The following is a 24,983-nucleotide window of genomic DNA, read 5'->3' on the forward strand; positions in this document are numbered from 1 at the left end:
TTTTCGTTACTAATCGTTACATAACGAACAATTACGCTTAATTACCAAAACACGGTTCTAAAATAAATTTCAAAATACAGGGCAAGATAGGTGAAGTTAGCTAACCAGCAGGCTGGTCACCAAACTTCACGAACCTTATTCGCACCTTCGGTGCTCAACGGGAAAACCACTGGTATAGTCAATTTTATTCACCTCCCCAAATTTTACCGGTAAAAACATACAGCCTTGGTGTGCCAACTCCTTTGATTCTTGGCTTGTGTGAGGCTTTGCCATCCGAGGCGGGTTTCAGCCAGCCGGCTTGTAATAAAACCCTGGTCACAGTGCGTTGATCAAAGCCTTTGCACAGTTCATTTTTGTAGGTCTCAGTTAACACCATATAGATTCGAAACCCTTCGTTATCTGTATGATAGAATCCTGCTCGGTTGAGAATCTTGTCATTGTTGGGTGAGTTAGCATTATCAAAACGACTGGCGCCATGAGATTCAAAGAAGGCACGTACTTGCGCCATAATGGCACGATCTTCGCGTTGGCCATCAACCCCAAAAGCATCCTGCCATGCAATAAAGCAAGTCTTTGCAGCATGGAAAGATTCGCCTTTTTGCCATCCTGTCAGGCCAAATTGACTGGCGAGTTCTCCGGCAGCTGCAACTAATGCAAAGCGTCTGGCAACACGGATTATCTGACCTGTTGCATCGGGTTGAATGACTGCATCAACAAAGGTTTGAATGGTGTCGGTGATAAATCGGCTGATTGTTTGTCGGTTGGCAACTACTTGATTCAACCACGCCATACCGATTGCACCATGATATCGGTTGCTGTATTTCTTTAGCGATAAAGCCATACTGGCTGGGCTTAGTTGATCATGAATGGTTTCAAAGATCCCCATCTTGCACCCTGCATCTGCCTCAATATCAGCAAACCTGATTTCCTGACCTGCATTAATGCGCTGTCCTGATTTTGCCATGAGTGCCGTCAAAGACTCTTCACCAGCAGATAAGAAAAATAAAGACCATCGAGAAGATTGCCTGACTGTGCCAGTACGAGAAGCACGTGTTTTTCCCTGACCATTGGCCAGCAAATAAGCTGCCTCCCCTGCTTCTCTGGGATCAATTTGGCTGAGTTCATCAAGGATCAGCAATCCATCATTGTGTAATGAAGCCAAGCCTTCGAGTCCATTGGTGGTGCTTCGCCATAAACGGCAATAGGATTGTGGGTTTCCCCAAACAGAAGCGGCCAAACTTAATGCAGTGCTTTTACCTGATGAGGATGCGCCTCGGAAATGAAAACCGCCTGAGTCTTCCCCAACAATCTTTGCCAGTACAGGTGCAAGAGCTACAGATATGGCAAATACCAGTCTTGAGTTGCCTGATGCCAACCGACCTATTGAATCTCGCCATTCTTCAACACTACCCTTAGCGGACATTGCTGGTTCAATGGAATTGATATTCTGGAAGACAATTTTTTCTGTTGATTGCCCGATACATTGGGATGCTGTTACAAAAACATCGCCATGCCAACCCAGTTTATCAACACATCGTGCACGTGCGTCTACTGGAAAGACCTGTAAATAGGAGGCTAACAAATCGCGAGCAGTCCTATTGGGAGAAATACTCAATCCCAATCTTGCCAGCTCTCTCCTTACATCGGATGAATCACCTTGCAACAAAGCCAGTGGCATCGCCCACTGATGAGTGATGCCATCATCGTCCTGCCATTCCAGCAAACGACCCCATTCACCACTCTGAGCATCTCGAGTTTTTGCAACGACATACAATGGCGCGCATATCCACCGAGGTGATAATGGGTTGCCATCCTTATCAATACCGATAAAGGTTAATCCCTCAGCAGTTAATCGAAAGCGACCACCAGCATAGTCGCAGATAATTGGGCGCTGCTTTGCATTGGCTAATTCAACAACATGATTTTGTGACATAGATTATTCTCCAAACAACAATCACACCATCGGAATGAAGCATATTCATTCTGACGAATTTTAAATTTATGCGTTCTCAATAAGCTGTAACTGACCTTCGTCACTGGTTGAGTAATAAATTTTTTGTTGTTGGAGAAAATTCAACACATCGCTTTTTCGGTACAACACCTTGCGTCCAATTTTTAAATAAGGAACACCACCACCCGCCCAACGGTTACGTTCAAGTAACTGGGTGGAGCAGCTTAATACCGCAGCAATCGTTTGTTGATTAAAAAGCGCAGAATGTGGCGCAGATTCAAATTCGTTTAATAAATGTAAACGGGATGGTTTTTGAGCAGACATAGGGATCTCCGCAATTGGTTATTCATTCAGCATAATGCCGACCTGTACCATCCTTGGAGATGAATTCAAATGCCTATCCGATTAGACTTGGACAAATAATTGATATTCACTAGCCTTTTGGCTATAAAAGCTTCTACTTCAAGCTCGGAAAAAGTATCTCGTATTCCCTCAAAGATTGTCAAGGAGAAAAGATCGTATTCAAAGAAGTGTTATCGAATGATATTGATTGATGCTGAAAATAGTTTTTAAAATCAATGTGTCCCTTACGTCCCATCAGTACAATATAAGATTGGGGCAGCTCAAACCCTGTAATGACGTGGGTGTCCCGCTTGTCCCCGATGTCCCGCAGTTTTTTGCGTTATGGTGCAATTCGCTTAAATGCCATGGAGATATCAAAACCACAAGCATGCGCGTATTTTTCCAATGTTTTCCAGCTTGGATTGCTGCTCCCTTTCTCCAGTCGAGAAATGTTTCCTTTTTGTGTTCCCATGCGATCCGCAAGCTGCTCTTGAGTTAATCCCGCTTTTTGACGCATCGAAAGTAATGAGTCAATCAATGCAAATTCTGACTCTAATGCGTCATAGGCTTGCTTTACGTCCTCATTTTTAAGTGCTTTCTCTTTTAATGTTTTAAGGCTCATAATTTTTCCACCTCGCGTTTTCTCTGCAAAGCCAAATTCAACTCCTGCTTTGGTGTTTTTGCACTTTTCTTTACAAAAGCATGTAAAACCATAATATGCTTACCCTTCATATAACAATAAAGCGATCGGCCAATGCCTTCCTGAGCTTTTGCACGAACTTCAAACAAGCCATTACCCATCGCCTCTGTATGGGGTGGCCCAAGATTGGCGCCATGCCTTTCAATTAACTCCAGAAGCTTAAGCATTCGAGCCTGAATTTTTGGAGGCATTGCCAAGATAGCTTCCTCTACAGACTCATTATAAAAATCAACAGTCCAATGCACTTAATTTAATCCCAATGTTATCTTATATGATAACCCAATGTTATCATTTTTTCCAGTTTGATGACGCTTTACAACATATTAGTTTCCAAGGAGGGTATGTAAATATTTTCTGGTGGCAACTTTGCCATATTTGGAAGATAGTTTCATCAACTGGACTTTATCAAACTGATCGAGGTTTTTAGCAACTTTTAATTGTAATTGGCTTACATCTTCCGTTAAATATTTCGCATTGTTCAATAAGTCCACCAGTAAAAATTCTTTAGTCAGTTTAGTTGGGAAACCATTACTTGGGCGTTTAAAAGAGAAAACACGATTTCCAAGCTTTTTATCCTCATGACGTTCGCTGTTATAAACAACTACCCGGTTATAAAGTTGTGTTAGTCCTAAACCCAATTTATTGTAATCATTCCATGAATACATGAGAAAGGGCTTATTAAGAAAACCTTTAACAAGCGCCTCATCAGTCGGTGGTAGTAATCCAAAACGAGATTGCTTTGGTTTGTAATATAAGCCTGTTGCTGGCTTTTTGAGTTTGTTTGCTTCTACTAAGATATTGAGATCTCTATCCAGATTGCTTGAAAAAGATAACAAGTCCTCTCTCCGGTAAACGAAGCCGGCTTTCATATGGGAATATAGGTTGTCACGCCTTAATGTATTCATGGTTATATTATATACAGACATTGTCTAATTTGAAAAAATTTTATTAAAATTTCATGTAAATATTTTTTATCCTGCCCTTTACGCTCTTCTTTAACCATCTGCGCCAGGCATACAATATGTCCTTATTGTAATTGCGACACAGCTTGTGGCGTAATTGGGGCACAACCTGTGCACCAATTTTGAATTCAGAATAAGCTCGTGCAAAAACGTGGAGTTTATTACTCATGAACTACTTCTTGTGGTCGAATTGCTACTAGTGTTGCGGATGGTTGAACACCCATACACTTTAAAAAATAATCGGTAATTTGTTGCATCGGTTTTCTCAACCGCTCAACGTCGGTCACAATGTACCCGGCTGTGATATCACCGTTCATTTTATGGTTCATCAAACGCTTTAAAGCATAAGCTGAGATATCCAGCCCCTCAGCAATAGTAATAAATGTTCGTCTTAAATCATGAACCGTAAAATGAATGCCTGAGAGCTTGGTTACATTAGCCATTTGCTTCCGCGGCTCAATAATATGACCTGCTGCTCCCGTGCCAGGAAAAACATAGTCATTAATCCTTTTTTGGCTGCGTGATAATAGCAGTTCATAGAGGTAGCTAGAAAGAGGTAGGGTGTGAGATTCATGGTTTTTAGTATCAAGTACGGTTAAGGTTTTGGCGTTTAGATCAACTTGATCCCAGCGTAAAGTCGCGGCTTCCTGACGTCGCAATCCCGTGAGTATGATTAACATTAAGTAATCTCGCAAAACCGCACTTTGTAATTGTTGAACGCCAAGATACCAAGCAGCTAATTCATGGGCTTTAATAAAACTTTGGCGACGCTCAACCCGATACCATGCTCTTGTTTGTGATAAACGTTTTACCGGGTTTTCGGTAATCAATGATTTACCTTGTGAATCTTCATATTGACCAGCCGCAAAATTGAAAAGGGCGCGCAGTAGACGCATGGCTAAATTGGCGTAAGCCTCTCCATGTTCTTGCCCTAATTTTTTATGATGTTTCGCAACACTATCTTTGGTGATACCAAGAAGGGGTTTATTAACCCAGCCTGCAAATCCTGTGGCTAATACCTTTTTGTAATTATAAAGGGTATTGTGTTTTAGTGATTTACGGACTTGAATGTAATCATTAAATACATCGTTTAATGTAATTTGACGCATTTTTTCAGCGCGCTTTTCAGCAACTGGATCTATTCCAGTCGCAATTTGCCCGAGCAGCTTTTGGGCTTCCTTTCTTGCCATCTCAACTGTCAGTTCAGGATAACGGCCTAAAGTAATGCGAGACAGTTTATTTTTTATCAGTTTTTCAACAAAAAAAGCCTTAGTTCCACCGGAGGTAACTCTGATACCAAATCCCTTCATTGCGTCATCGTAATATCGTTTTTGTGCCGTTCTACCCAGAGTCGTTGAAACAGGCAAAGGTAGTTTATCAACGGCTGATTTTGTTATTTTCATTTTCCCTCTTATTCAAACGTGTCGAATATGTGTCGAAGGAATGATTAAAACACAATAAAAGTAATTGTGCTATAAAAAAAGCCGATAGGCCTTATAAACAAAGGGTTGTTAGGATAATTTAAAAGTTGGTAAAAGTGGTTAAAAGCCGTAGTTTTATAACTGTTAATCATTAGGTCACAAGTTCGAGTCTTGTCCGGGGAGCCATTTCCAATCTGGTTTGTGGCGAAATTCAATTAAACTTTCTAAAACGACACATACGTACTATCTCCTCTTTCCATTGACGGAACGTTTTACCAAGAGCAGCTAAGCTTTAAAGGGGCTATTTCTTAGTTCATCACGCTTATTTAAAAAGAGAGAAATCATTTTTTAACACCAGTCTTTACTCATTTAACAATAGAACGAAGTCTAAAAAGTAATTGATTTCTTAGGACGCTCATGGGACACTACGCCACGAATAATGGCAATAAATGACAACAATTGGCAGAGAAGGTTTATTCATAAGCAGTTGATTTTATTGTTTTTATTGGTTGTAGCGTTTAGAAGTGACTTGTTGAAGATATTTTCTATAATTTATAACTCATAATCGATCTGATTCTAGATTCATACCCTAGTTATCAAGTAATTACGAGTAGTTTCAGAAAACTAAAAATTACCACATAGCCACAGTGAATAATTTATTAAAGCAACTAAACTTTATTAGGCATACAAACAAAGCTCTATTTGTTATGCTGACTATTCATCTCATCCTACTGCTCATCCAAACTGTTTATATGTCCTTTAACAGTAGCATGATTCATGATTACTCCTGTTACTATAATGCCGCTAACTATTGGTTAAAAGGATTATCCCTTTATTCTGGTTGTTTTGTGTATTTACCCCAAAGTGCAATTTTTTTCACCCCACTCTCAATACTCCCCCCGCAATTATTTTTGATCATTTGGAAAATAATTTTAATTATTGCGCTGTATTCTTCATTATTTAAAATTTTAGAATTTTTTAAAATTACTACAAGAAAAAAACTTTTTATGTTTTTTGGGATAACTCTTCTTGTCGCTCAAGGACCATTGACACAAGGACAAGCAGACATATTGATGATTTCATGTATGATCTTTGCCATTGCTGCCTGGTATGATGAGAAATATACGAAATGCGCCTTTCTTCTCTGCTTCTCAGTATTCTTAGATCCATTGGCTATTGTTTTTATGGGTTTAATGTTTTTATTTCATCGTCAATTACAGTTTAAAATAATTTGTTTTTCACTCTTTTTTATTTTATTTCCCTATATTATTAGTAACGTAAACTATGTGAACCAGGAGTACATCGAACTGATTTTAAGATACAGGTTCTTATCAAGCCCCCAATTTCCACATGTATTTAATTTATTTTTCCTTTTTACAAACAGCAATATTTCTGATTATGCGCAATTTATTATTCGTTTAATTTTTTCAATTTTGACTATTGTTTTTTCGTGGCAGGTCAAGAAAAAAATAGACAACCGTCTTTTTCCTTTTTTCTTATACATGCTTTCTTCTCTATACATGCTTTTATTTAATCCGCATGTAGAGTCTCATCATTCCTTAATTCTTATCGTTGTCGCTTTGCCATTTATAATCAGTCAAATGAAAACGATTGATACTCCCCTATTAACATTAATATTTATAATTAATCTTTTTCTCTATATCTGGCAAAAAATATTCTTAAACTCCATGCTTCAACCAATTCCAGTTCTTATAGTTTGTGCCACCTCATTTTACCTGTTGAAATCAATAAGACATTATGAGCAAATTTAGCTCTACTAGTATAAGCATCAACTTTCAAAACCGTTCTTTTCTGGCTTTTCCTCATTTCCAGGGCAATAATCAAGAACGCAAAACCTTAACGCTTAACTTATGCTTTTCGCCTTTTATTAATAGGTTAGGATGAATTTATACTAAAATATTAGTTATTAATGGTCATGGCGCCCCAAGAGTTGATTTATACGCTTGTCCGGCAGCTCCCATTGTGTTGTGCAAGGCATTTTGTTCCTCCATTTACCTTCATTCTCTGACCTTAAATGCTCGTCTTTTTATCGTAAAAAAGCAAAGTTGACTTTTTTTGAGCATTCTGGTTTACTCGTTTTGGCACAACATTAATCAATGTTGTGTTAAGAAATAAATAGGAAGGATACAATTGCTTAGAATAATGCGATTTAGAGAGTAACCCTACCTTGTTGCATATTCGAAACATTTACCAATAAAAACAAAAATCAAAGAGTGCTATTTGGATTAAGGAACAATCAATCTGATAACACTCGAAGCTGTTGTGTACCTATGGAATTTGACTATTACTTTTATTCTATCGAAAAGTGAATGCTTAATAAAAACAGCCACATCGTGTTTTTAAAAAGATGAATGCTGAAGACGGAGTATAGGTATCAGTAATTAAGGATAGAAAAATGATGTCGAGACTTGCAAGATTTTATAGATCGAAACCTTCGAATAATGTTTCTACAGTGCGCGAAGTATATGCCGCTCATAGACCCAATTTCGTTACGGGTTCTTATACTGGAAGTAGATGGCGACATAAAAGCATGGAAAAAACATTGGAGCACGTCACTGATGAGGCTAAACTCAATGAGCTACAAAAACAGGCTCACATTAATTTAAGCCAATGGGCACTAAAAAAAATAGTGCCACCAAAAGCGGTGCAAGTGGTGCCTCAAGATTGGGGCGTTGCGGCACATGAAGCAACCAAGAAACATGGCAAACCTTATTCCGTACTCAATATGGCCAATCCGGTATTCCCTGGAGGGGCTGCTTTAGAAGGTGGAAGTGCCCAAGAAGAAAATATGTGGCATCGAAGCACCTGTGCTCAATCCTTGATGGATCCAATGGTTTTTGTCGATCAACTCTCTAAGACATTTCGCTACCATGACACCGCAAGAAAATTGTTAGAAGCTAGACTCAAAATGACGGCAGAGGAACTGGAAGCCTTAAAAAAACATGGCGGAGAAACAGACTCTTCAGGACATAAAGTATTTTTGAGCCAGACACCTAGGGTATGTTTCAGGGGACCAGAAATAACACTGCCTACGGAGACTGGTGATTTTACGGCAGCACACCGTGTTGCAGACAGTGGCTTGAGTTATTCTTTTATGCATCCAACAGAGATTTTCCCATTTTATGAGTTAAGATCAGCAGCTCCAGAATTTGCCATTGAACCACACGGACTGAATCCTCAGGCTAAGGCACAATACACCGCAGATCTCAGGCGGCGGATTGCAGCTCAATTAGACACCCTCATCCTTGAAAAACAGCCCAATGCAATTTTAGGCGCTTGGGGTTGTGGCGCATTTAAAAATGATCCGACCATAGTGGCAACAATATATGGTGAAGAAATTGCAAAACGGGCTCACTTCTTCGACCATATAGTATTCCCTATAATTAACACCGGTTCGCATAATAACTATGTCATATTTGAGGAAATTCTTAGTGGTATCAAACTTGGACATACGCCCTCTCTTTCTACTGCTCTGACTTTGTAATTTGAGCCATTATAGTTTCCAACTGAGCCTCAACATTTCAGGCAGAGCATTTGCTCTGCCATTCTTAGCATACTGATGTAATTCTTTTCCAACCTATTTATTTAAAAATTAGCCGTAAAACGAAATAAAAAATCAAAATGAACAACATCAATCACAAAAACACAAAATTTGTTAATTTTGAAAAAAACATTTGCATTTAATTTAATGTTTAGATTAATCTAAAAGGGACTCAAGGAAAAGGAGATCACCATGTATAAAAGGGATACAAATGCTCGTCTAGTCAATGGAAAAAATAAAACCAATCAACCTGATTCTCATCAACGAACACCACTTTTTTTTAATCAAAAACAAAAAGCCCCATCAGCACAAAAGGAAGCCCCAAAAAAACCAGGAGCACAACAACAACCACAACCTGTGCAAGAAATAAGCTTACAATCAACTACGGACTTTTTACTCGCTGCAATTTTGCAAGAATTAAAAACGCAAAATATGATCGAGCTCATGAAACTACAAACCCAACAAGAACAAGAGCAAGCGGAGAAAGAGGCGGCTGAAAAAATGCAAGAACGCGATCGCGCGCGGTTTGCAGAAATACAACCTTCGCTGTATCTTTAATTAGCTTTTTAACCCACAGTAAAACGTAGGTCTGATTTGAGCATGACCTACGTTATTTCCCGCTCTGACCAAGAATTGCAATGAAGTATAAATTTTAGTGGGTGACACTCTATTATTTTATAGATTTTTGTTTTATTTGTTCCTCTGTAGGTAACTTGATTTCTTGGACCAACCCCATACGTAATAGTAAAAATATCAACAGATAAGAAACATCAATTTGCCCTTTTTTCAGTCCATGTTTGGCAGAGCTTGGAAAAGCATGATGTCCATTATGCCAACCTTCGCCATAGGCAAGGATCGCCAAGAGCCAATTATTTTTACTGTTATCCTGCGTATTAAAGTCCTTCTTACCCCAAATGTGACAAATAGAATTAATGGACCAAGTGACATGTTGTTGCACAAAGATCCGGACAAATCCACAAATAATTATTCCTTCCCATAAAGAATACCAGCTCATATACATCAAGCCATTGATCACTCCAGGAATAATTATTCCACTCAAAGCAATGGGGGCATAGTATTTATTGATAAATAATAAATCACGATCATGAAGCAAATCACCGAGATAATATCGCCAGTTCTCTATAGTATGATGAGGCATCCATCCCATATGTGCATGATAAAAACCACGCAACCCTCCTTTCTTTACGGACATAGGCGAATGCGGATCAAATTCGGTCTCTGTATATTTATGATGTCTTCGATGGGCTGCGATCCAAAAGAATGGCGGCCCTTCATAAGCCATACTGCCAAAACAAGCAAATACAATCTTAACCCATCGTTTTGCTTTGAATGAATGATGTGTTAACAATCGATGAAAACCGACTGTCACCCCGAAAACGGTGCAGCTGTAACAGAACAAAAATAAGATTAACGTACCAAGATGAATGTCAAACAACATCCCTGAAGCGATACTAAAGACTGTCACGAGTAAAGGCAGCCAGATGATGGCCCGACTGTATAGCTTTTCCGAATTGGTTAAACTACGGTACAAATGCAATTCGGTTTGTTTCATAAACTACCTCAAACAACGGACTTATTAAAGCCACTATGAATGAACAGATGGTCTTATAAATATAAACAACAATGTCTCAAAATTCAATCAAAATGAATCGATACAAATCAACCATCCCATAAACAATGGCAAAAAGCCTAAAAAATAACTGTATATTTCTTGAGCATTTTTAAAAAGCTACTACACTCATAAAATACGAGAAAAATTAGATACTACTAATTTGTATTTGGAACTATTTGGCCATTCAAATGAACTCAAGGAAAAAAATCGAAAGTATGGTTGAGCTGTTTACTGAACGTTGTCTTGCAACCCCTTCAGCTCCATTGTATTACTTCTCCTCAACAGGATTGTTTGCAAACAGTGAGTTACTTACCTACAGCATGCTACAGCAAAAAATTCACGCCACCGCCGCATTAATTCAACAATACGTGAAACCTGGAGACCGGGTGTTGTTAATTTTTTCGCCAGGCATTGATTATATAGTTACATTTTGGGCTTGCTTATTTTCGGGGGTATTGGCAGTACCTGCTTATCCTCCATTTGATAAAAGTACCGTTGAAAAGTTACAAGCAATTATTAATAACTCGAAACCAGCGATTATTCTTTCAAATGCGGAAATCATCCAAAAAATTAAAAAACTAGGGCTCATAAAAAATCTTGCTTCTCTCCCCCTAATTCAAAAATTTGTAAGTAAATTTTCAGCAAAAGTGAACCATTTAATGGAATGGGATTTTCAACACTTTCGTTGGCTAGATATCAATAAAGCCACAATTGATATGGCAAGCTTATATAAACCTATAGTCCTTAAAGGCTCTGACATGTGTTATTTGCAATATACATCAGGTTCAACAGCCATGCCTAAAGGCGTCATCGTACGTCATGAAAATCTGTTAGATAATATGAGCTTAGTCTATGAAACTATAGGTAAAACCAGCAATGAACGGATGGTTTCTTGGTTGCCGCCCTATCATGACATGGGGCTAATCGGTAATTTATTATTCCCTGTATATGCAGAATTCAGCATTTTTATGATGTCTCCCATTGCGTTCCTCAGACACCCCTATTTATGGTTAAAAGCAATTTCTGATTTTGAAGCAAATATCAGTGGAGGCCCAAATTTCTCGTATGAGCTGTGTGCAAAACGAATCGATGAACAATTAGACGAACCTAATTTGCAATTAGGTTCATGGAGAGTCGCCTACAATGGCGCCGAATATATTCATCATAAAACTTTAAATAGTTTCTATAATAAATTTAGTAAATACGGATTCCAAAAAAAATCTTTTTATCCAATTTATGGTTTGGCTGAATCCACCGTATTTGTTAGTGGAAACAAAAATGAGCATGCCCATCCACAACTCTTAAATGTGGACATGCAGTCCTTACAACAGGATAAAATAGTGCTGGCGGCTGATGTTGAAAATAATACACATACCGTTCTGGTTGGATGTGGTAAGCCGATGGTTCCTATAATCATTGTCTCTAAAGCACCTTTTAGAATTTGTGCTGAAGGCGAAATCGGAGAAATCTGGTTGCATGGGCCAAGTGTTACCTCAGGCTACTGGGAAAACGATGAGATAACTCAAGAAACATTTCATGCAGATTTAGAAAACACAGATGCAAAAAAATATCTGCGAACTGGAGATTTGGGGTTTTTATATCAAGAGCATTTATACATCACCGGGAGAATAAAAGAGCTCATTATCATCAATGGGAAAAATCACTACCCTTATGACATTGAAATACTTCTTGGCTCTTTAGACTCTCGTTTAAAAACAGGCTGTATCGCCGCATTTTCAATAAATACCACTGATTCAGAGCAACTAGCCATTGTTGCCGAAGTTCAGCATCTTTTCCCGACCCCGGAACTTGAAGATATTGTAAATAAAATAAAAGCGCATATTAGTGCAAGTTTTGGTTTAAGTCCTCATTTCATTGCGTTGTTACCACCAAAAAAAATTCCTAAAACCACGAGTGGCAAATTAAGAAGAAACATTATTAAAAAATTGGTGGCTGACAATGAACTCAGCGCATTTTATGTATGGCAATCTGGAAGTGGGAATTATGATGAGTAACGATCCGTTCACTATTGGCGAAATTGAAAATTATTTACAAAACAATATAGCAAATATTCTAAGCCAGCCTAAGGAGAATATTGATATAAGCTCTCCATTAATAAATTTTGGCTTTGATTCTTTGCATATCCAACATTTCATTGCCAATATTGAAGATGGTTTACAGATTAAAATGGACAGTGAATTAATTGTTAACTTCGAAAATATTAAAGAACTTGCTGGCTACCTATTAGAGTGCATTGATGAGCAACAAGCAAAACCTGATTTAAACAAGCTGCAGGAGCATTCACAAAAGCAGCAAAATAAAACAGAAAAAACTGAAGCGCATGATACCGAATTTAAAACCTATCCGCCTTATTTACACCTGAAAAACATGCAATCAAAGTTAGGTGCTAACATTTTTTTTGATGCACAACAAGGAACATCCGAAAACACATGCCTCATTAATGGGAAAGAATACATTAATTTTACATCCTATAATTACTTGGGCTTGGCATCTCATCCAGAGGTTATATCCTCAAGCTGTGATGCAATCAGAACATACGGCACGTCTGTTTCTGCAAGTCGGCTCGTCTCTGGGCAAAAAATAATTCATCAAGAGCTAGAGGATGAATTAGCAAGGTTATTAGGGGTTGAGGATGCCATAGTTTTTACAAGTGGCCATGCGACAAACGTTATGACCATCGCCCATCTCTATGGACCCGAGGATTTAATTTTACATGATGAACTTGCTCATAACAGTCTTGTATTAGGTGCAGTTTATTCTAAAGCAACCCGCATGACTTTCCCTCATAATGATTGGCAGGCTATTGATGATATTTTAACTAAGGATAGAGGCTTTTATAAACGAGTATTAATTATTATTGAGGGCATTTACAGCATGGATGGCGATATAGCTAATCTAAAGCAGTTTATTAAGGTCAAAAATCGTCATGCCGCCTGGCTGATGGTAGATGAAGCGCATTCCATGGGGGTGCTTGGAAAAAATGGTCGGGGTATTAGTGAACACTACGGCATTAATCCCATGGATGTAGAAATATGGATGGGGACTTTAAGCAAATCTTTTGCAAGTTGTGGTGGCTATATTGCCGGTAAAAAGGAGCTAATTGAATACTTAAAATATACCTGTCCAGGGTTTGTATTTTCAGTAGGGCTACCTCCCGCAAACACGGCAGCCGCTTTATCATCGATAAGAATCATGTCAAGAGAGCCTGAACGAATTAACCAGTTAAAGGAATTAAGCCAATTAGCAAGAAAGACCGCACAACACTATGGTTTTGATATAGGATTAAATGAAAATACACCCATTTTACCCATTATTTTGGGGGACTCACAGAAATGCATCAATACATCAAGGCAATGTTTTGAGCGTGGAGTCAATGTTAAGCCAATCATTTATCCTGCAGTTCCTGAAAATTCAGCGCGCTTACGCTTTTTTATAACCGCTATTCATACGCCAGAGCAGATCCTTAAGTCGTTTGAAATTTTATCTCAGGCAATTCATCATTAAAAAAGAAGTCTTTGATGACAAAAGGAACGCTTAAAGACTTATCTGGTTTTCTAATCTTTGTCTAAAAACACCGATATAACAAATTTTATGATGCCAATGAGCAACTGTATTCTATAATTAAAAAATGAGCCCTTAGTAAAAATAATACTCATTTTAAACTTTTAAGCAAATAACCGCGCCCAAACAAAGAATGAGTACCAGAAATAAGGATAGTAATATGTTATCAAGAACGCTTTTTAGACGTATCCCCAAAACTTTTGCGCAAATTAAAGAAGTACATGCGGCACATAAACCCGGCTTTGTAAAAGGATCCCTTTCTGGGGAAAGATGGCGACATAAAAGCATGGAAAAAACATTACAACATATCACTGATTCTGAGAAACACAAAGAGCTACAGAAACAGGCACAATTTAATTTAAGCCAATGGGCAAAGGAAAAAGTAACAACCCCTAAAGCAGTTGAGGTAGTTCATAAAGATTGGGGGGTTGCCACACTTGAGGCAACCAAGAAGCATGGCATAACTTATTCTGTACTTAATATGGCCAATTCAGTATACCCAGGAGGAGCCTCTTTAGAGGGCGGAAGTGCCCAAGAGGAAAATATATGGCATCGCAGTACCTGTGCGCGTTCATTAATGGAGAAAATGGTTTTTCTCGACAGAGAAACTATGACTTTTCGATACAGTAATACGGCAAGGAAATTGTTAGAAGCCAGGCTCAAAATGACTGCCGAAGAACGTGAAGCCTTAAAAAAACATCGAGAAGAAACAGACTATACAGGATATAAAGTATTATTTGATCGAGATCCCAGAGTATGCTTCAGAGGACCAGAAGTAGCAATGGTCACCTCTGGTTTTGAAGATTTCAGGGCAGATAGATCGGTTGCAGACAGTGCATTGAGTTATGCTTTTCTGCGCCCATCAGAGATTTTCCCATTTTATGAATTAAGATCAGCTGCCCCAGAATTATCTAGTGAACCACGGGCTTTGACGACACAAGCTAAGGCACAATACACCGCTGATTTGCGAAGACGTATCGCAGCCCAATTAGATACATTAATCATTGCGGGAAAATCCCATGTGATTTTAGGTGCTTGGGGTTGTGGCGCATTTAAAAATGATCCCTTACTTGTGGCACAGATATATGGAGAGGAAATTGAAAAACGCGCCCACTTCTTTGACCATATTGTGTTTCCCATAATTAATACAGGCGCGCGTGACAACCATGACATATTTAATAAATGCCTTAGTGGCATGAAACTTGGAGATACAAACTCAACTGCTCCCGCACCATAAAATGAACTAAAATTACTCTCCAATTTGCGCAGATTATTCTGCGCCGTTCTCGCTTGTTGCCGGAGATGTCCTGGTTCACAGTTTGCTCGCGCACCTTTCTTCGGCTAAGGTATGTTTAGGGAAAAACCTATTTTTATTACATGTACCGGCTAAGGAAGTTAAATAATCTATTTTGAGATAAAGGGATGCGTCGAATAAAAATAATTAGTACGGCAATCTGTCTTGCAATCATTGGCGCAATCCTGCCTATGGCAGGTGCACTTTTTTTTGCATGGTCCTTAGCATTTCAAGAAGAAAGCAACGTCTTATATGAATATACTGCGCGCATGCTGACACGGGCAAAACATACTATGAATAAGGCCCGGCAAGCGCTTTCTTTACTCGAAAACAATAAGGATATTTTGCCGATTTGCTCACCACAGCATATCCAGTGGATGCAGAAAGTGTCCACATCCACCGCGGGCTCAAAAAAAATTTCTTATTTTGAACATGGTGTTGAATATTGCACCAGCTGTGGGTCCTCTGTCACTAAAACCCCTAGATCTAAAATGGATTTTATCCTGCCGGATGGCTTAGAAGTAGGAATGCCAGCACAAACTTCAGCTCACTCACGTTCTTTTATTCCTGTACGAAGAAACGGTAATTATGATGTTTTTGTTGATGTGCGACGTCTTGCTGACATTATTATACCGGATGGAGTCTGGCTGGCTATTGCCTATAATGGCAAAATAATTACACAACAAAATGAAATTCGGCCGTCTTTACTGCGAATCATAATGGATAAAGTCAAAAACGATAATTTAAGCCAGTATTATTATCAGGCCGATGGGAAAGAGCGTTTAAAACCAGCGGAACGCCTCAAAAAAAATCAGGTATTTATTCTCGATGAACAAATGGTTTTTATTAGTCAATACGGGCCATTTTACTTCATCTCCTCAGAGCCCGAATCGTTTGTTAATCAACATTATGAAGAATTGCAATTGATTCTTCTGCCATTTGGCCTCATCACTGCTTTTTTTATTGTGGGACTGGTGATCTATTACTCAAAAAAACGCTTGCTTTTAAAAATGATTTACATGAAGCATTAAATAATAAAGAGTTCTTTATACACTATCAGCCTATTATCCATACCGCATCAGGTACATGTTGTGGCGCAGAAGCATTAATTAGATGGCAACGTCCTAATGGGCCGCTGGTAAAACCCGAGCTATTCATTCCTTATGCCGAGGAGATAGGAATTATCTCGTCTATAACCAAACGCGTAATTGATCTGGTATTTGAGGAAATGGAGCAATTTCTTATTCAAAATAAAGAAGCGCACATTTCAATTAATGCCTCGGCTGAGGACATACATAATGGATGGGTTCTTGAACTATTAGAATCAAAGATTGCGAAAAGCAAAATAACAAAACAACAAATATGGATAGAGCTTACTGAGCGAACATTTTTAAAAATGGAAGAAGTGAAAAAAATTTTTATTCAAGCGCGAACATTAGGCTATGTTGTAGTCGTTGATGATTTTGGTACTGGCTTTTCCAATTTATCCTATTTACACAACGTTCCCCTAGATCTTCTAAAAATTGATAAGAGCTTTATTGACAGTTTGGGTATGCATTCGGTAACGAGTAATGTGGCAGATCATATTATTGAAATGGCGCAGGGCATGAATTTACAGATTGTCGCGGAAGGTGTTGAAACACAAGCTCAATATGATTATTTAAAAGAAAAAAAGGTAGATTATATACAAGGTTACTTATTTTCTAAACCGCTTCCAGCACGCGAATTCATAAAATTCGCTGCCCAAAGAAACATTGGATAGTTGATGCATTTTTGTCGATAGTCGATGTATTTAGCCGAACGCCTACATTCAAGCTACACTTGTTATATAACCTTTTTAAGGAAGTAATAACAATGAGCAGCAGAGCACCCATAATTATTGGTGAGGTAAAAATCAAGCCAGGGGAACGGAAAACAATTTTATTACCTATGCCCAAATTGTATAACTGGACGCCAATCAGCCTACCGATTCATGTAATTAGCGGTTTGGAGGAAGGACCTTCCTTATGCATCACTGCAGCAATCCATGGCGACGAAATTAACGGTGTTGAGATCATCAGGCGCTTCTTGAAAAAGAAGGGATTAAAGCGTATCAAAGGGAATGTGATTGCGATTCCTATTGTTAATGTATATGGTTTCTTATACCAGGAACGCTACCTCATGGATAGAAGGGACTTAAATCGCTCGTTTCCCGGGAGCTCCAATGGCTCTCTTGCATCCATACTCGCAGAAATCATCAGTAAACAAATTTTATCCCAATCAACCCATGTGATTGACCTGCATACCGGCTCGAATCATCGTTTTAATTTACCTCAAATTCGCGCAAATCTAGATATGCCAGGTGTTGGCGATTTGGCCGAAGCATTTAATGTTCCTGTCATCTTGCATTCGACCTTTAGAGATGGTTCGATGCGCGAATACGCCAATGAACAAGGCATCCCCATTTTGGTCTATGAGGGAGGGGAGTCTTTGCGCTTTGATGAACTATCCATAAGAACTGGCATTAATGGGATTTTGAGTGTCATGGGGGCATTAGGAATGCTGCAACCCGGAAGATATCGAGTGAAAAAATGCACCCCCACTGTATCCAGAAACAGTTATTGGATTAGAGCCCCCATAAGCGGTATTTTAAGACACATTAAAAAATCAGGGGATCGAGTCACTAAAGGACAAACGATTGCAATTATCGCCAATCCAACCAGCACAGAAGAATACAAATTAAAATCACCGATTTCTGGCATTATTATTGGCGAAAATATGTTGCCGCTAGTGCATTCGGGGCAGGCTTTGTTCCACATCGCAAGTTTTGAAAAATTAACGGTTGTGGAGGAGCAATTGGAGAACCTACAAGAGGCGTTTGACTTGAATGACTATGAAGATTAATTTCATCAAAAATAATCAAGCCAAAAGCGTAGTAAAGTAGTTACTGCCTGTGGGGACTCCATAGGTGACATGTGTCCTGAGTCCTCAATTATCGCTAATTTAGCATGAGGAATGCGATCGCGTAGTTCCTCATGAACCGCCAAAGAAAAATTTTTATCTTGGCGTGCATGAATCACTAACGTAGGCATAGTCAAAGAAGGAAGGAAAGAGCGGCATTCTTCTCGCGCTAACAGGATCTTTTGTTGGGCAATAAAGGCTTGTTGGCCAACACTTAAGAACATGGAGTAGACTTCCTTTTTGACGAGCTCATCAACAACATAAAAATCTGCTAGTGTTCTAGCGACCTCTTGAAAATTTCCTTGCTCAACCATCTGCAGCATCGCCATTCTTTTTTGATGCTTTTCTTGAGAGTCAGATTGTGCCGAAGTATTCAATAAGCATAATTTTAAGATCCGCTCGGGAACTCTTCTGGCAAGCTCTAATGCCAACCATCCCCCCATTGAATGCCCTGCCAAGAAAAAATCACCGTCAACACGGTTTAAAATCTCTTGAAGTAACGCCTCAGTAGTATCGCCGCCAACTAAGGGGATACTTTGACACTGCACAAGATCCTGTAAATGATGTGTTTGATAAGACCATACGCGCTGATCGGATAAAACTCCAGGTAAAAAAATCAATGTCTTTTGCGACACAACACTCTCCTCACTTAAGCAGAACGTTTTGTAAACCACAAAATCAAATCATCATCCAGGCAAACCATGGCTCCTGGCTTGACAGTTTTATAAGCATAAGAAATTCCCAAGCCATCAGGAATATAACCCCGTTGTACATAGAGCCTTTGCGCCTGTCCATAATCTGTATACAAACCAACACCGATTCCAAGTATGGGATAATGTTTAAATCCTTCTGCCTCCGCCAAATCAAGAAGTGCAGAGGCAATTCCCTTATTGCGATAAGGTGGCAGGACATTCAAATCCATAATTTCTGGAATGCTCTGTTGTTTGAAGGAGGGGTAAAGTGAATCCCATTTCAAGGTAATATACCCTGCAAAATCATGCTCATAAAACGCCACCCACACCAGACGCTCGCGTCGTTCCTGCTCTTGCAGATAATGGATAAAAATACTTCTGGGTTTTGGCCAATTGTGCACGGCAAATTGCTTAACCATCAAGTCGATGTCATCTGGGCTCATGAAGCGAAGCTGTAAGCGGGCGGCGGTCATTTGTTATTTCTCATCAAAGTACAAAACTTATTGGTATTGAGCGTTCATTATCTAGCATATCAACAAAAAGGCAGAAAAACAGTGGATAACATGTATTTATGCATGCTCTAGCTCATAGAGTATCAAGTAAAAATAAAGAAATAGGCGCAGGAACATCAGCATAGTAAGATTGCGTTAAAATCTTGCTCGGTTATTATAGCAAGGGTTGTCATGTCATGGGATTAAAACAGCTAAATTTTGGCAAACGAAATCGCTGGAGAAAAATTATTCTGATTGAAGCTTCTGAAGTACCTAATACGTGGCCTGAAACATGGGTCAAGGGCATGATCAAAACTAAAAATAAAATGGGAATTATGACCGTTGAAAATTCTCCTGCTTCAAAGGCCATCATGCGAAAACAGCGGAAAAACCTTTACTCGATTAGGTTTGAAAAAATGTTTTAACTGGTTGGTTCCATGTGGAAAATTATATGTCGTAAATATGACACCCTATTTTGGTTTGTTTAATTGGCAAGAACTAGCTAAATTTTATTTAGAACGTGTCAAAAACGAGGAGCAATGGCCTGGAGAGATCAACTGCAGGAATTTCGCTAAGGATGGCTGGGGTGATCAGTTACCTGAATTTGCCCATTTTTTTGATATAAAGAGCATGCGCGCCATTACTGAGCAAGCAGGGTTTTCTATTGATGATATCTACTATTTTTGTTACGAGAATATACCCGATGCATATAAAACAAATGGCAAAGAATACGTTGGCATGATTGCGTCAAAGAAATAAAAAAGCAGGATAATGGCGGCTAACTAACAAAGGTTTTTCTATGCTCAATAAATCATTGGATACTTATTTAAGTTTATGCACCCAAGTTTATGACTTGAGTAAACCCCTGCCACCGCAAGATGCGTGGGATTTCTATCTAAGCTATGCACAAGAGGCAGATGGTCCTATTTTGGAGCCTATGTGTGGGAGCGGGCGTTTTCTCTTACCCATGCTATGTGCAGGATTTGCTATCGAGGGGTTTGATGCGAGTCAATCGATGCTGGATGCCTTATATGCCAAAGCCCAAGAACAACACTTAAATCCTAATATCTGGCATGGATATCTGGAAAAACTCCAGCAAGCCAAACAATATAGCTTAATCTTTATTCCCAGTGGTTCGTTTGGCCTCATTATTGATTTGACTGTTGTCAAACAGGCCTTAAAAGTAATTTATGACCATTTAAGCGAAAATGGTTTCTTTGTATTTGAGACAGAAACCATACATGCCGTTCCTAAAGAACTAGGTATTTGGCGTGGTTCACGTTGGCAGCGCGCCGATGGACAAACCATTTTGCTCAGTCAGTTGGCGATGCTTGAAGAATCCGTTTGTTATTCAATTGGCAAATATGAGCTGGTTGCCGCCAATCAACTCATAAAGACTGAAATCGAGGAATATAAAATCCGCCTTTATGATGACCCATCTCTATTACTGGATTTGTTGCATGAAACCGGTTTTAAAGAAGTTCGCTTACTAAAAGCATTTGATAGGAGCGCATCCCCAGGTAAAAATGATGAGACTATTCTCTATGAATGCAGAAAATAACCCGGCGCTTTTTTGGGCGCAAAACTACCTGAATCAACAAGGTTACTCCATACAAGAGCCATTTAAACCCATACACAACACGTCCTGGGCCAAGGTGTATCAAATTACTACGACTAAAGGTTTTTTTTATTTGAAACAAATACCCGCACCATTTGCCATTGAGCCTAATTTATTATTATATCTCCGCAGTTTCTTCCCGGCCTTAGTACCTGAAGTAGTGGGCACTAATCCAGATTTGTATTGTTTTTTGATGAGCGATCGGGGAACACCACTTAGAGAAAGTTTGGCAATCAATTTCCAAATTGAATTGGCAAGAGAGGCACTTAAATCTTATGTGACAATCCAAACAGGTCTTATTAGCCAGACTGATTCCCTGCTAGCACTTGGAGTTCCTGATTGGCGTTTGCTAAATTTACCTGATTTATATTTAAAGTTGTTGGATGAATCTGCGTTTTTAAAAAATGATGGTTTAACGACAAATGAATTGCACCAACTCAGCGCTTTGCATCCAAGATTGGTGGCGCTTTGTCAGCAACTGAGCCAATACGCTATTCCTGAAACAATTGAACACAGTGATTTTCACGAAAATAATATACTACATCAAGTACAGCATCTTACGATTATTGATTGGGGGGAAAGCGTCATTTCCCATCCGTTTTTTTCTCTAATTTCCTTTTTGCTGGGGATAATGCGTCAGCAGCAAATCAACGAACAAAATGAAACCTACAGCATATTACGTGATACTTATTTGCAGCACTGGCATGCTTTTGAACCCCAGGAGCGCCTATTGCAGGCATTCACCTTAGCAAAACGCATAAGTCCAATTAAATATTGCTTAAGTTTTTATCGCCTAACCCAATGCCCAGGCTGGTATGCCACCGAGCGTCATCAAGGGCGAATGACCAAAGTACTGCGCGCATTTCTCCACTCAGAAATAAACAGATAAAAACTAATCGTTCATGCTCAAATTGTAGCCTGGGTGCAGCAAAACCGGGTTAGGGCTTTCGCCTTCACCCAGACTACATTAACTTTAGGAGCGTTGCCTAACTCTCTTGCAATGTTCCAGTTTCATTTCCTTTCTGAATTTGACAGCGCAATAACTTCCAGTAACCAAACAGATTGGTTTTCCGAGAGTCCAACAATTTTAATGACTTGTAATTGAGAAGAGAATGTACTGAAAAATCGGATTTAAAGCCTACGAGCTCATTAACACGAGCAAATATTTTCTCAAAAAAGCGAATTACTTTATGTTCTGAGGCAAAATGATTTACAAATATTATTTCTGCCGTGGGCTTAGCAACGCGGGTTAGCTCTTGCAGAAAAGCATCTACATCAGGGACTACAGAAGCCACATACATGGCGACAATAAAATCAAAACTGTTATCAGGAAACTCTAAATGGGCCGCATCCATGATCTTTAACTGCACTCGTTCTTCCAACTTATTTTTTACCACCTGCTCCTCTGCTTTTTCCAGCATTTTCTCAGAAATATCAATTCCAGTAATCCGCAAATCAGCGCGATAAAGCGGTAAAGACAAACCAGTGCCAATACCAATTTCAAGTATTGTAGCCTGTTGTTTTGCGTATTTGTTGACTACATCAGTACATAAAGAACGACCAGGGCTAAAAATAGAACCAAATAAAAAATCGTAAAATGAGGCGTACACATTATAAACTTTTCTTATTGAAGCAACAGACATAACAAACTCCCATGCAATGCAAATAATTTTAATTAAATTATGGGTTCATACCTATCTAATATAGACCTTAATAACAAAAAAATAATCAGCCTATATATTTTTTTAACTCATTGTTTTTAGAATTTATTTCTAGTAATTAAATGAATCCATGCTCAAACACGGGATCACTTTTGGGTAATCCCGTGCGCTTTATGTACTTATTAATATGGGGATACTATGGTGGAGTCGGTGCGGAGGCGTGTTCGACGTGTTCCTTTTCTTTTTCCTGAGAAAAAAAACGTGCCTTTTGTTCTTCTCTTCTTGCCAAAATGCCATCTGCATAACCAGTCCTGGGACGTTGGCTTATTAATGCGTCTTGATAGGCAATGCGTTCTTGCCCTTGATAAGAATCGGGATCATCAGAGGTAAGCCCCCTTGGGCCAACATAGGACACTGATAACTGACGCTTTAGGCTTGCCTCGACAAGTCTTCTTGCTGGTTTCTCTGCGGTATCTGGTTTAGCCGGATTATTCTTCAACATGATAATCTCCTTTATCCTGAACTTAAAAAATCCATATGCTCTTTTAAGCTTTATATCAAATCCAGAGAAATGAAACAACGCAATTCAAATTGATCAATAATAAAATTACTGTCAAAATAGCATCCAGCTTGTTTATCTAATCCAGGTTGTATTATTTAAATGGCATTAAAAATTGACTTAAATCATCCTATTTTTTTATTAAAAAATAAAACCCATGACGCAAGTAAAAATTTATTGAATGCCTTTGGATTTAATTATTTTCAATATTTACGCTGTTTTGCAGATGGTTCAATTAATTGTCTGACCAACAATACAGGTCTGTTTGAATACTTCCAGCACCTTGAAAGTGAACCTGTGGTGTTCTCATCATTTGAAAACGAGCATGAAAACTCCCATTCATACTGGTTTCTTTGGGATGAAGAATTGCCCAGTACACCAGTACAAATTGCTCGGGAAAAATTTAATTTACACAATGGGCTCACCTTAGTCCGGCGTAGTAAAAATTATTACGATATGATTGCGGTTGCCTTACCCTATGAACATGAAAATCCGGGTTCCTTTTATCTCAATAAGCTCAAAGCAATTGAACAATTTATTTTTGATTTTGATCTGCGGAATAAAGATTTAATTCAAGTGCTGAATAAAAATCCTATCGCTTTGCCCGAAGCGTACCGTGATGTGAATTACAAAGAGATTTGTCTTGCTCAAGGTAGAATTCCTGTTCTTGGCAGAAACGGAGCTACCTACCTCACCGTGCAAGAATTAACCTGCCTTAGATTAGTGCTACAAGGAGCAACGCACAAACAAATCGCCCGTCTTCTTGAGCTTTCGCCACGAACGGTAGATACCTATTTGCTACGGATGAAACAACGCACAGGTTTTTCCTCCAAATTGGAAATGGAGCGAATGCTGTATCTATGCTCAGCATTATAGCGTTTCATTACCCTTGTCCGTGTTCGTAACGGACAGAAAAATTTTTTCGCGTTCTATACTCTGTCAAAAATTTCATTTATTCAGGAGAACGCTTGATGATCATGCCCAAAAGAAAACCAGCAGAACAGATCTTTCAACAATTTTGTGAGGGATACGCGCAGCGCAACTTACCGCTGTTGCTTAGCCTTTTTACGCAAAATACAAACGTTTGGGGCTCCGCGCTCGATGAATATCGAGTCGGTTTAAAGGAAATAGAAGAACAGTTTAAAAGAGATTGGAGTCAATCCGAGCAAGGCAAAATAGAAGTGGTTCGTTTTGTCCCCACAGCCGATAATGCCTTATGGGCTGCGGCAGTATGTAATGCACGTGTTACCATCGAAGGCAAAGAACATCTATTTGAACATTTACGCGGAACCTTAATGATTGAAAAAGAGGAGGGGGTCTGGAAGATTGCCCACATGCATTGTTCTTTCCCTGATTATCGAAACGCTGAAAACGGCTCATTTCCAGTAGGGAATGAATTCAAATAAGTAAGTGTAGGCTGGGCTGTTAAGCCCAGCATTCAAAATATCCACCATCCCTGGTGTTATTAGAAAGAAAATATTTTGGCGTTGTTACATGCTCGGCTTAGGAGTGTATAGACCGGGGACATCCCTGACATATGTTCGGGGACATAGTTGACACTTTACAATGGCATAT

The 24,983-nt window shown here is 39.0% G+C and carries 26 protein-coding genes; 15 read left to right on the forward strand and 11 right to left on the reverse strand.

The window, feature by feature from the left end; all coding sequences use genetic code 11:
* Window positions 1–184 precede the first annotated feature (184 nt).
* The 6 genes from BGO44_RS03540 to BGO44_RS03565 all read right to left on the reverse strand — a co-directional run bounded on the left by BGO44_RS03540 (window position 185) and on the right by BGO44_RS03565 (window position 5,358).
* A complete protein-coding gene (locus BGO44_RS03540; protein ID WP_273198037.1) occupies window positions 185–1,933 on the reverse strand; it encodes a DUF927 domain-containing protein in 1,749 nt (582 codons plus the stop codon).
* Window positions 1,934–1,999: 66 nt separating this feature from the next.
* Window positions 2,000–2,275 carry a helix-turn-helix domain-containing protein gene (locus tag BGO44_RS03545; protein ID WP_058465844.1) on the reverse strand — a complete coding sequence of 92 codons (276 nt, stop codon included), beginning with the start codon at window positions 2,273–2,275 and terminating at the stop codon, window positions 2,000–2,002.
* A gap of 358 nt (window positions 2,276–2,633) precedes the next feature.
* Window positions 2,634–2,915 carry a helix-turn-helix domain-containing protein gene (locus tag BGO44_RS03550; RefSeq protein WP_058465845.1) on the reverse strand — a complete coding sequence of 94 codons (282 nt, stop codon included), beginning with the start codon at window positions 2,913–2,915 and terminating at the stop codon, window positions 2,634–2,636.
* Entirely contained in the window at window positions 2,912–3,238 is a 327-nt protein-coding gene (locus BGO44_RS03555) for a type II toxin-antitoxin system RelE/ParE family toxin (protein WP_058465846.1), read from the reverse strand. The genes BGO44_RS03550 and BGO44_RS03555 overlap by 4 nt, the downstream gene beginning before the upstream one ends.
* Window positions 3,239–3,316: 78 nt before the next feature.
* Window positions 3,317–3,829 carry a hypothetical protein gene (locus tag BGO44_RS03560; RefSeq protein ID WP_242605371.1) on the reverse strand — a complete coding sequence of 171 codons (513 nt, stop codon included), beginning with the start codon at window positions 3,827–3,829 and terminating at the stop codon, window positions 3,317–3,319.
* A gap of 287 nt (window positions 3,830–4,116) precedes the next feature.
* On the reverse strand, window positions 4,117–5,358 hold the full coding sequence (locus tag BGO44_RS03565) for a tyrosine-type recombinase/integrase (RefSeq protein WP_273198032.1): 1,242 nt from the start codon (window positions 5,356–5,358) through the stop codon (window positions 4,117–4,119).
* Between the two features lie 1,025 nt (window positions 5,359–6,383).
* Between BGO44_RS03565 and BGO44_RS03570 the strand changes: the two genes are divergently transcribed.
* The 3 genes from BGO44_RS03570 (at window position 6,384) to BGO44_RS03580 (ending at window position 9,496) form a co-directional block, all read left to right on the forward strand.
* Entirely contained in the window at window positions 6,384–7,148 is a 765-nt protein-coding gene (locus tag BGO44_RS03570; protein ID WP_237760480.1) for a hypothetical protein, read from the forward strand.
* Between the two features lie 644 nt (window positions 7,149–7,792).
* Window positions 7,793–8,881: a poly(ADP-ribose) glycohydrolase domain-containing protein gene (locus BGO44_RS03575; RefSeq protein WP_058511342.1), complete on the forward strand. Its 1,089-nt coding sequence runs from the start codon at window positions 7,793–7,795 to the stop codon at window positions 8,879–8,881.
* A 249-nt stretch (window positions 8,882–9,130) separates the two neighbouring features.
* Window positions 9,131–9,496: a hypothetical protein gene (locus BGO44_RS03580; protein ID WP_058511343.1), complete on the forward strand. Its 366-nt coding sequence runs from the start codon at window positions 9,131–9,133 to the stop codon at window positions 9,494–9,496.
* A 112-nt stretch (window positions 9,497–9,608) separates the two neighbouring features.
* Here the strand turns inward: BGO44_RS03580 and BGO44_RS03585 are convergent, their stop codons facing one another.
* Entirely contained in the window at window positions 9,609–10,511 is a 903-nt protein-coding gene (locus tag BGO44_RS03585; protein ID WP_058511344.1) for an acyl-CoA desaturase, read from the reverse strand.
* Window positions 10,512–10,759: 248 nt separating this feature from the next.
* On the opposite strand from BGO44_RS03585, the gene BGO44_RS03590 reads away from it, so the two are divergent.
* The 6 genes from BGO44_RS03590 to BGO44_RS03615 all read left to right on the forward strand — a co-directional run bounded on the left by BGO44_RS03590 (window position 10,760) and on the right by BGO44_RS03615 (window position 18,330).
* Window positions 10,760–12,586 carry a fatty acyl-AMP ligase gene (locus BGO44_RS03590; RefSeq protein WP_058511732.1) on the forward strand — a complete coding sequence of 609 codons (1,827 nt, stop codon included), beginning with the start codon at window positions 10,760–10,762 and terminating at the stop codon, window positions 12,584–12,586.
* Window positions 12,531–14,096 carry an aminotransferase class I/II-fold pyridoxal phosphate-dependent enzyme gene (locus tag BGO44_RS03595; protein WP_237760481.1) on the forward strand — a complete coding sequence of 522 codons (1,566 nt, stop codon included), beginning with the start codon at window positions 12,531–12,533 and terminating at the stop codon, window positions 14,094–14,096. The genes BGO44_RS03590 and BGO44_RS03595 overlap by 56 nt, the downstream gene beginning before the upstream one ends.
* 217 nt (window positions 14,097–14,313) lie before the next feature.
* Complete coding sequence (locus tag BGO44_RS03600; protein ID WP_273198029.1) at window positions 14,314–15,390, forward strand: poly(ADP-ribose) glycohydrolase domain-containing protein; 1,077 nt, start codon at window positions 14,314–14,316, stop codon at window positions 15,388–15,390.
* 185 nt (window positions 15,391–15,575) lie between these two features.
* A complete protein-coding gene (locus tag BGO44_RS03605) occupies window positions 15,576–16,478 on the forward strand; it encodes a CSS-motif domain-containing protein (protein ID WP_273198028.1) in 903 nt (300 codons plus the stop codon).
* 35 nt (window positions 16,479–16,513) lie between these two features.
* Complete coding sequence (locus tag BGO44_RS03610; protein ID WP_273198179.1) at window positions 16,514–17,209, forward strand: EAL domain-containing protein; 696 nt, start codon at window positions 16,514–16,516, stop codon at window positions 17,207–17,209.
* Between the two features lie 92 nt (window positions 17,210–17,301).
* Window positions 17,302–18,330, forward strand: a complete 1,029-nt coding sequence (locus tag BGO44_RS03615; RefSeq protein ID WP_058511348.1) for a succinylglutamate desuccinylase/aspartoacylase family protein — start codon at window positions 17,302–17,304, stop codon at window positions 18,328–18,330.
* A 5-nt stretch (window positions 18,331–18,335) separates the two neighbouring features.
* On the opposite strand, the gene BGO44_RS03620 is transcribed toward BGO44_RS03615, so the two are convergent.
* Together BGO44_RS03620 and BGO44_RS03625 are read right to left on the reverse strand one after the other, a co-directional pair.
* Complete coding sequence (locus BGO44_RS03620) at window positions 18,336–19,022, reverse strand: alpha/beta fold hydrolase (protein ID WP_058511349.1); 687 nt, start codon at window positions 19,020–19,022, stop codon at window positions 18,336–18,338.
* A 14-nt stretch (window positions 19,023–19,036) separates the two neighbouring features.
* Window positions 19,037–19,552, reverse strand: a complete 516-nt coding sequence (locus BGO44_RS03625; RefSeq protein WP_058511350.1) for a GNAT family N-acetyltransferase — start codon at window positions 19,550–19,552, stop codon at window positions 19,037–19,039.
* Between the two features lie 215 nt (window positions 19,553–19,767).
* Between BGO44_RS03625 and BGO44_RS03630 the strand changes: the two genes are divergently transcribed.
* The 4 genes from BGO44_RS03630 to BGO44_RS03645 are packed head-to-tail and all read left to right on the forward strand — an operon-like array spanning window position 19,768 to window position 22,077.
* The gene (locus BGO44_RS03630; RefSeq protein WP_058511351.1) at window positions 19,768–19,995 is read left to right on the forward strand and encodes a hypothetical protein; all 228 of its coding nucleotides are present in this window, start codon (window positions 19,768–19,770) and stop codon (window positions 19,993–19,995) included.
* Window positions 19,996–20,032: 37 nt separating this feature from the next.
* Window positions 20,033–20,329 carry a hypothetical protein gene (locus tag BGO44_RS03635; protein WP_058511352.1) on the forward strand — a complete coding sequence of 99 codons (297 nt, stop codon included), beginning with the start codon at window positions 20,033–20,035 and terminating at the stop codon, window positions 20,327–20,329.
* A gap of 40 nt (window positions 20,330–20,369) precedes the next feature.
* Window positions 20,370–21,131: a class I SAM-dependent methyltransferase gene (locus tag BGO44_RS03640; protein WP_058511353.1), complete on the forward strand. Its 762-nt coding sequence runs from the start codon at window positions 20,370–20,372 to the stop codon at window positions 21,129–21,131.
* Window positions 21,115–22,077 carry an aminoglycoside phosphotransferase family protein gene (locus BGO44_RS03645; protein WP_058511354.1) on the forward strand — a complete coding sequence of 321 codons (963 nt, stop codon included), beginning with the start codon at window positions 21,115–21,117 and terminating at the stop codon, window positions 22,075–22,077. Before BGO44_RS03640 ends, BGO44_RS03645 begins: the two co-directional genes overlap by 17 nt.
* A 97-nt stretch (window positions 22,078–22,174) precedes the next feature.
* Here the strand turns inward: BGO44_RS03645 and pmtA are convergent, their stop codons facing one another.
* Both pmtA and BGO44_RS03655 read right to left on the reverse strand, forming a co-directional pair.
* The gene (gene pmtA / locus BGO44_RS03650; RefSeq protein ID WP_058511355.1) at window positions 22,175–22,831 is read right to left on the reverse strand and encodes a phospholipid N-methyltransferase PmtA; all 657 of its coding nucleotides are present in this window, start codon (window positions 22,829–22,831) and stop codon (window positions 22,175–22,177) included.
* A 214-nt stretch (window positions 22,832–23,045) separates the two neighbouring features.
* Window positions 23,046–23,351 (reverse strand): hypothetical protein, encoded by a 306-nt coding sequence (locus BGO44_RS03655; RefSeq protein ID WP_083503964.1) that lies wholly within the window; start codon window positions 23,349–23,351, stop codon window positions 23,046–23,048.
* A 159-nt stretch (window positions 23,352–23,510) separates the two neighbouring features.
* Here BGO44_RS03655 and BGO44_RS03660 point away from each other — a divergent pair, with 159 nt between their 5' ends.
* Together BGO44_RS03660 and BGO44_RS03665 are read left to right on the forward strand one after the other, a co-directional pair.
* Entirely contained in the window at window positions 23,511–24,284 is a 774-nt protein-coding gene (locus tag BGO44_RS03660) for a helix-turn-helix domain-containing protein (protein ID WP_058511356.1), read from the forward strand.
* A 101-nt stretch (window positions 24,285–24,385) separates the two neighbouring features.
* Window positions 24,386–24,814 carry a nuclear transport factor 2 family protein gene (locus BGO44_RS03665; protein WP_273198025.1) on the forward strand — a complete coding sequence of 143 codons (429 nt, stop codon included), beginning with the start codon at window positions 24,386–24,388 and terminating at the stop codon, window positions 24,812–24,814.
* Window positions 24,815–24,983: the final 169 nt, after the last annotated feature.

It is taken from the genome of Legionella sp. 39-23, from assembly GCF_001897665.1.
Lineage (GTDB): Bacteria > Pseudomonadota > Gammaproteobacteria > Legionellales > Legionellaceae > Legionella > Legionella steelei.

Bases quoted from the DNA above. Each gene is read 5' to 3' on its own strand.
- BGO44_RS03540 (WP_273198037.1), bottom strand. From the start codon at position 1,933: ATGTCACAAAATCATGTTGTTGAATTAGCCAATGCAAAGCAGCGCCCA.
- BGO44_RS03545 (WP_058465844.1), bottom strand. From the start codon at position 2,275: ATGTCTGCTCAAAAACCATCCCGTTTACATTTATTAAACGAATTTGAA.
- BGO44_RS03550 (WP_058465845.1), bottom strand. From the start codon at position 2,915: ATGAGCCTTAAAACATTAAAAGAGAAAGCACTTAAAAATGAGGACGTA.
- BGO44_RS03565 (WP_273198032.1), bottom strand. From the start codon at position 5,358: ATGAAAATAACAAAATCAGCCGTTGATAAACTACCTTTGCCTGTTTCA.
- BGO44_RS03570 (WP_237760480.1), top strand. From the start codon at position 6,384: ATGTTTTTTGGGATAACTCTTCTTGTCGCTCAAGGACCATTGACACAA.
- BGO44_RS03575 (WP_058511342.1), top strand. From the start codon at position 7,793: ATGATGTCGAGACTTGCAAGATTTTATAGATCGAAACCTTCGAATAAT.
- BGO44_RS03580 (WP_058511343.1), top strand. From the start codon at position 9,131: ATGTATAAAAGGGATACAAATGCTCGTCTAGTCAATGGAAAAAATAAA.
- BGO44_RS03585 (WP_058511344.1), bottom strand. From the start codon at position 10,511: ATGAAACAAACCGAATTGCATTTGTACCGTAGTTTAACCAATTCGGAA.
- BGO44_RS03590 (WP_058511732.1), top strand. From the start codon at position 10,760: ATGAACTCAAGGAAAAAAATCGAAAGTATGGTTGAGCTGTTTACTGAA.
- BGO44_RS03595 (WP_237760481.1), top strand. From the start codon at position 12,531: ATGAACTCAGCGCATTTTATGTATGGCAATCTGGAAGTGGGAATTATG.
- BGO44_RS03600 (WP_273198029.1), top strand. From the start codon at position 14,314: ATGTTATCAAGAACGCTTTTTAGACGTATCCCCAAAACTTTTGCGCAA.
- BGO44_RS03605 (WP_273198028.1), top strand. From the start codon at position 15,576: ATGCGTCGAATAAAAATAATTAGTACGGCAATCTGTCTTGCAATCATT.
- BGO44_RS03615 (WP_058511348.1), top strand. From the start codon at position 17,302: ATGAGCAGCAGAGCACCCATAATTATTGGTGAGGTAAAAATCAAGCCA.
- BGO44_RS03625 (WP_058511350.1), bottom strand. From the start codon at position 19,552: ATGACCGCCGCCCGCTTACAGCTTCGCTTCATGAGCCCAGATGACATC.
- BGO44_RS03630 (WP_058511351.1), top strand. From the start codon at position 19,768: ATGGGATTAAAACAGCTAAATTTTGGCAAACGAAATCGCTGGAGAAAA.
- BGO44_RS03635 (WP_058511352.1), top strand. From the start codon at position 20,033: ATGACACCCTATTTTGGTTTGTTTAATTGGCAAGAACTAGCTAAATTT.
- BGO44_RS03640 (WP_058511353.1), top strand. From the start codon at position 20,370: ATGCTCAATAAATCATTGGATACTTATTTAAGTTTATGCACCCAAGTT.
- BGO44_RS03645 (WP_058511354.1), top strand. From the start codon at position 21,115: ATGAATGCAGAAAATAACCCGGCGCTTTTTTGGGCGCAAAACTACCTG.
- pmtA (WP_058511355.1), bottom strand. From the start codon at position 22,831: ATGTCTGTTGCTTCAATAAGAAAAGTTTATAATGTGTACGCCTCATTT.
- BGO44_RS03655 (WP_083503964.1), bottom strand. From the start codon at position 23,351: ATGTTGAAGAATAATCCGGCTAAACCAGATACCGCAGAGAAACCAGCA.
- BGO44_RS03660 (WP_058511356.1), top strand. From the start codon at position 23,511: ATGGCATTAAAAATTGACTTAAATCATCCTATTTTTTTATTAAAAAAT.
- BGO44_RS03665 (WP_273198025.1), top strand. From the start codon at position 24,386: ATGCCCAAAAGAAAACCAGCAGAACAGATCTTTCAACAATTTTGTGAG.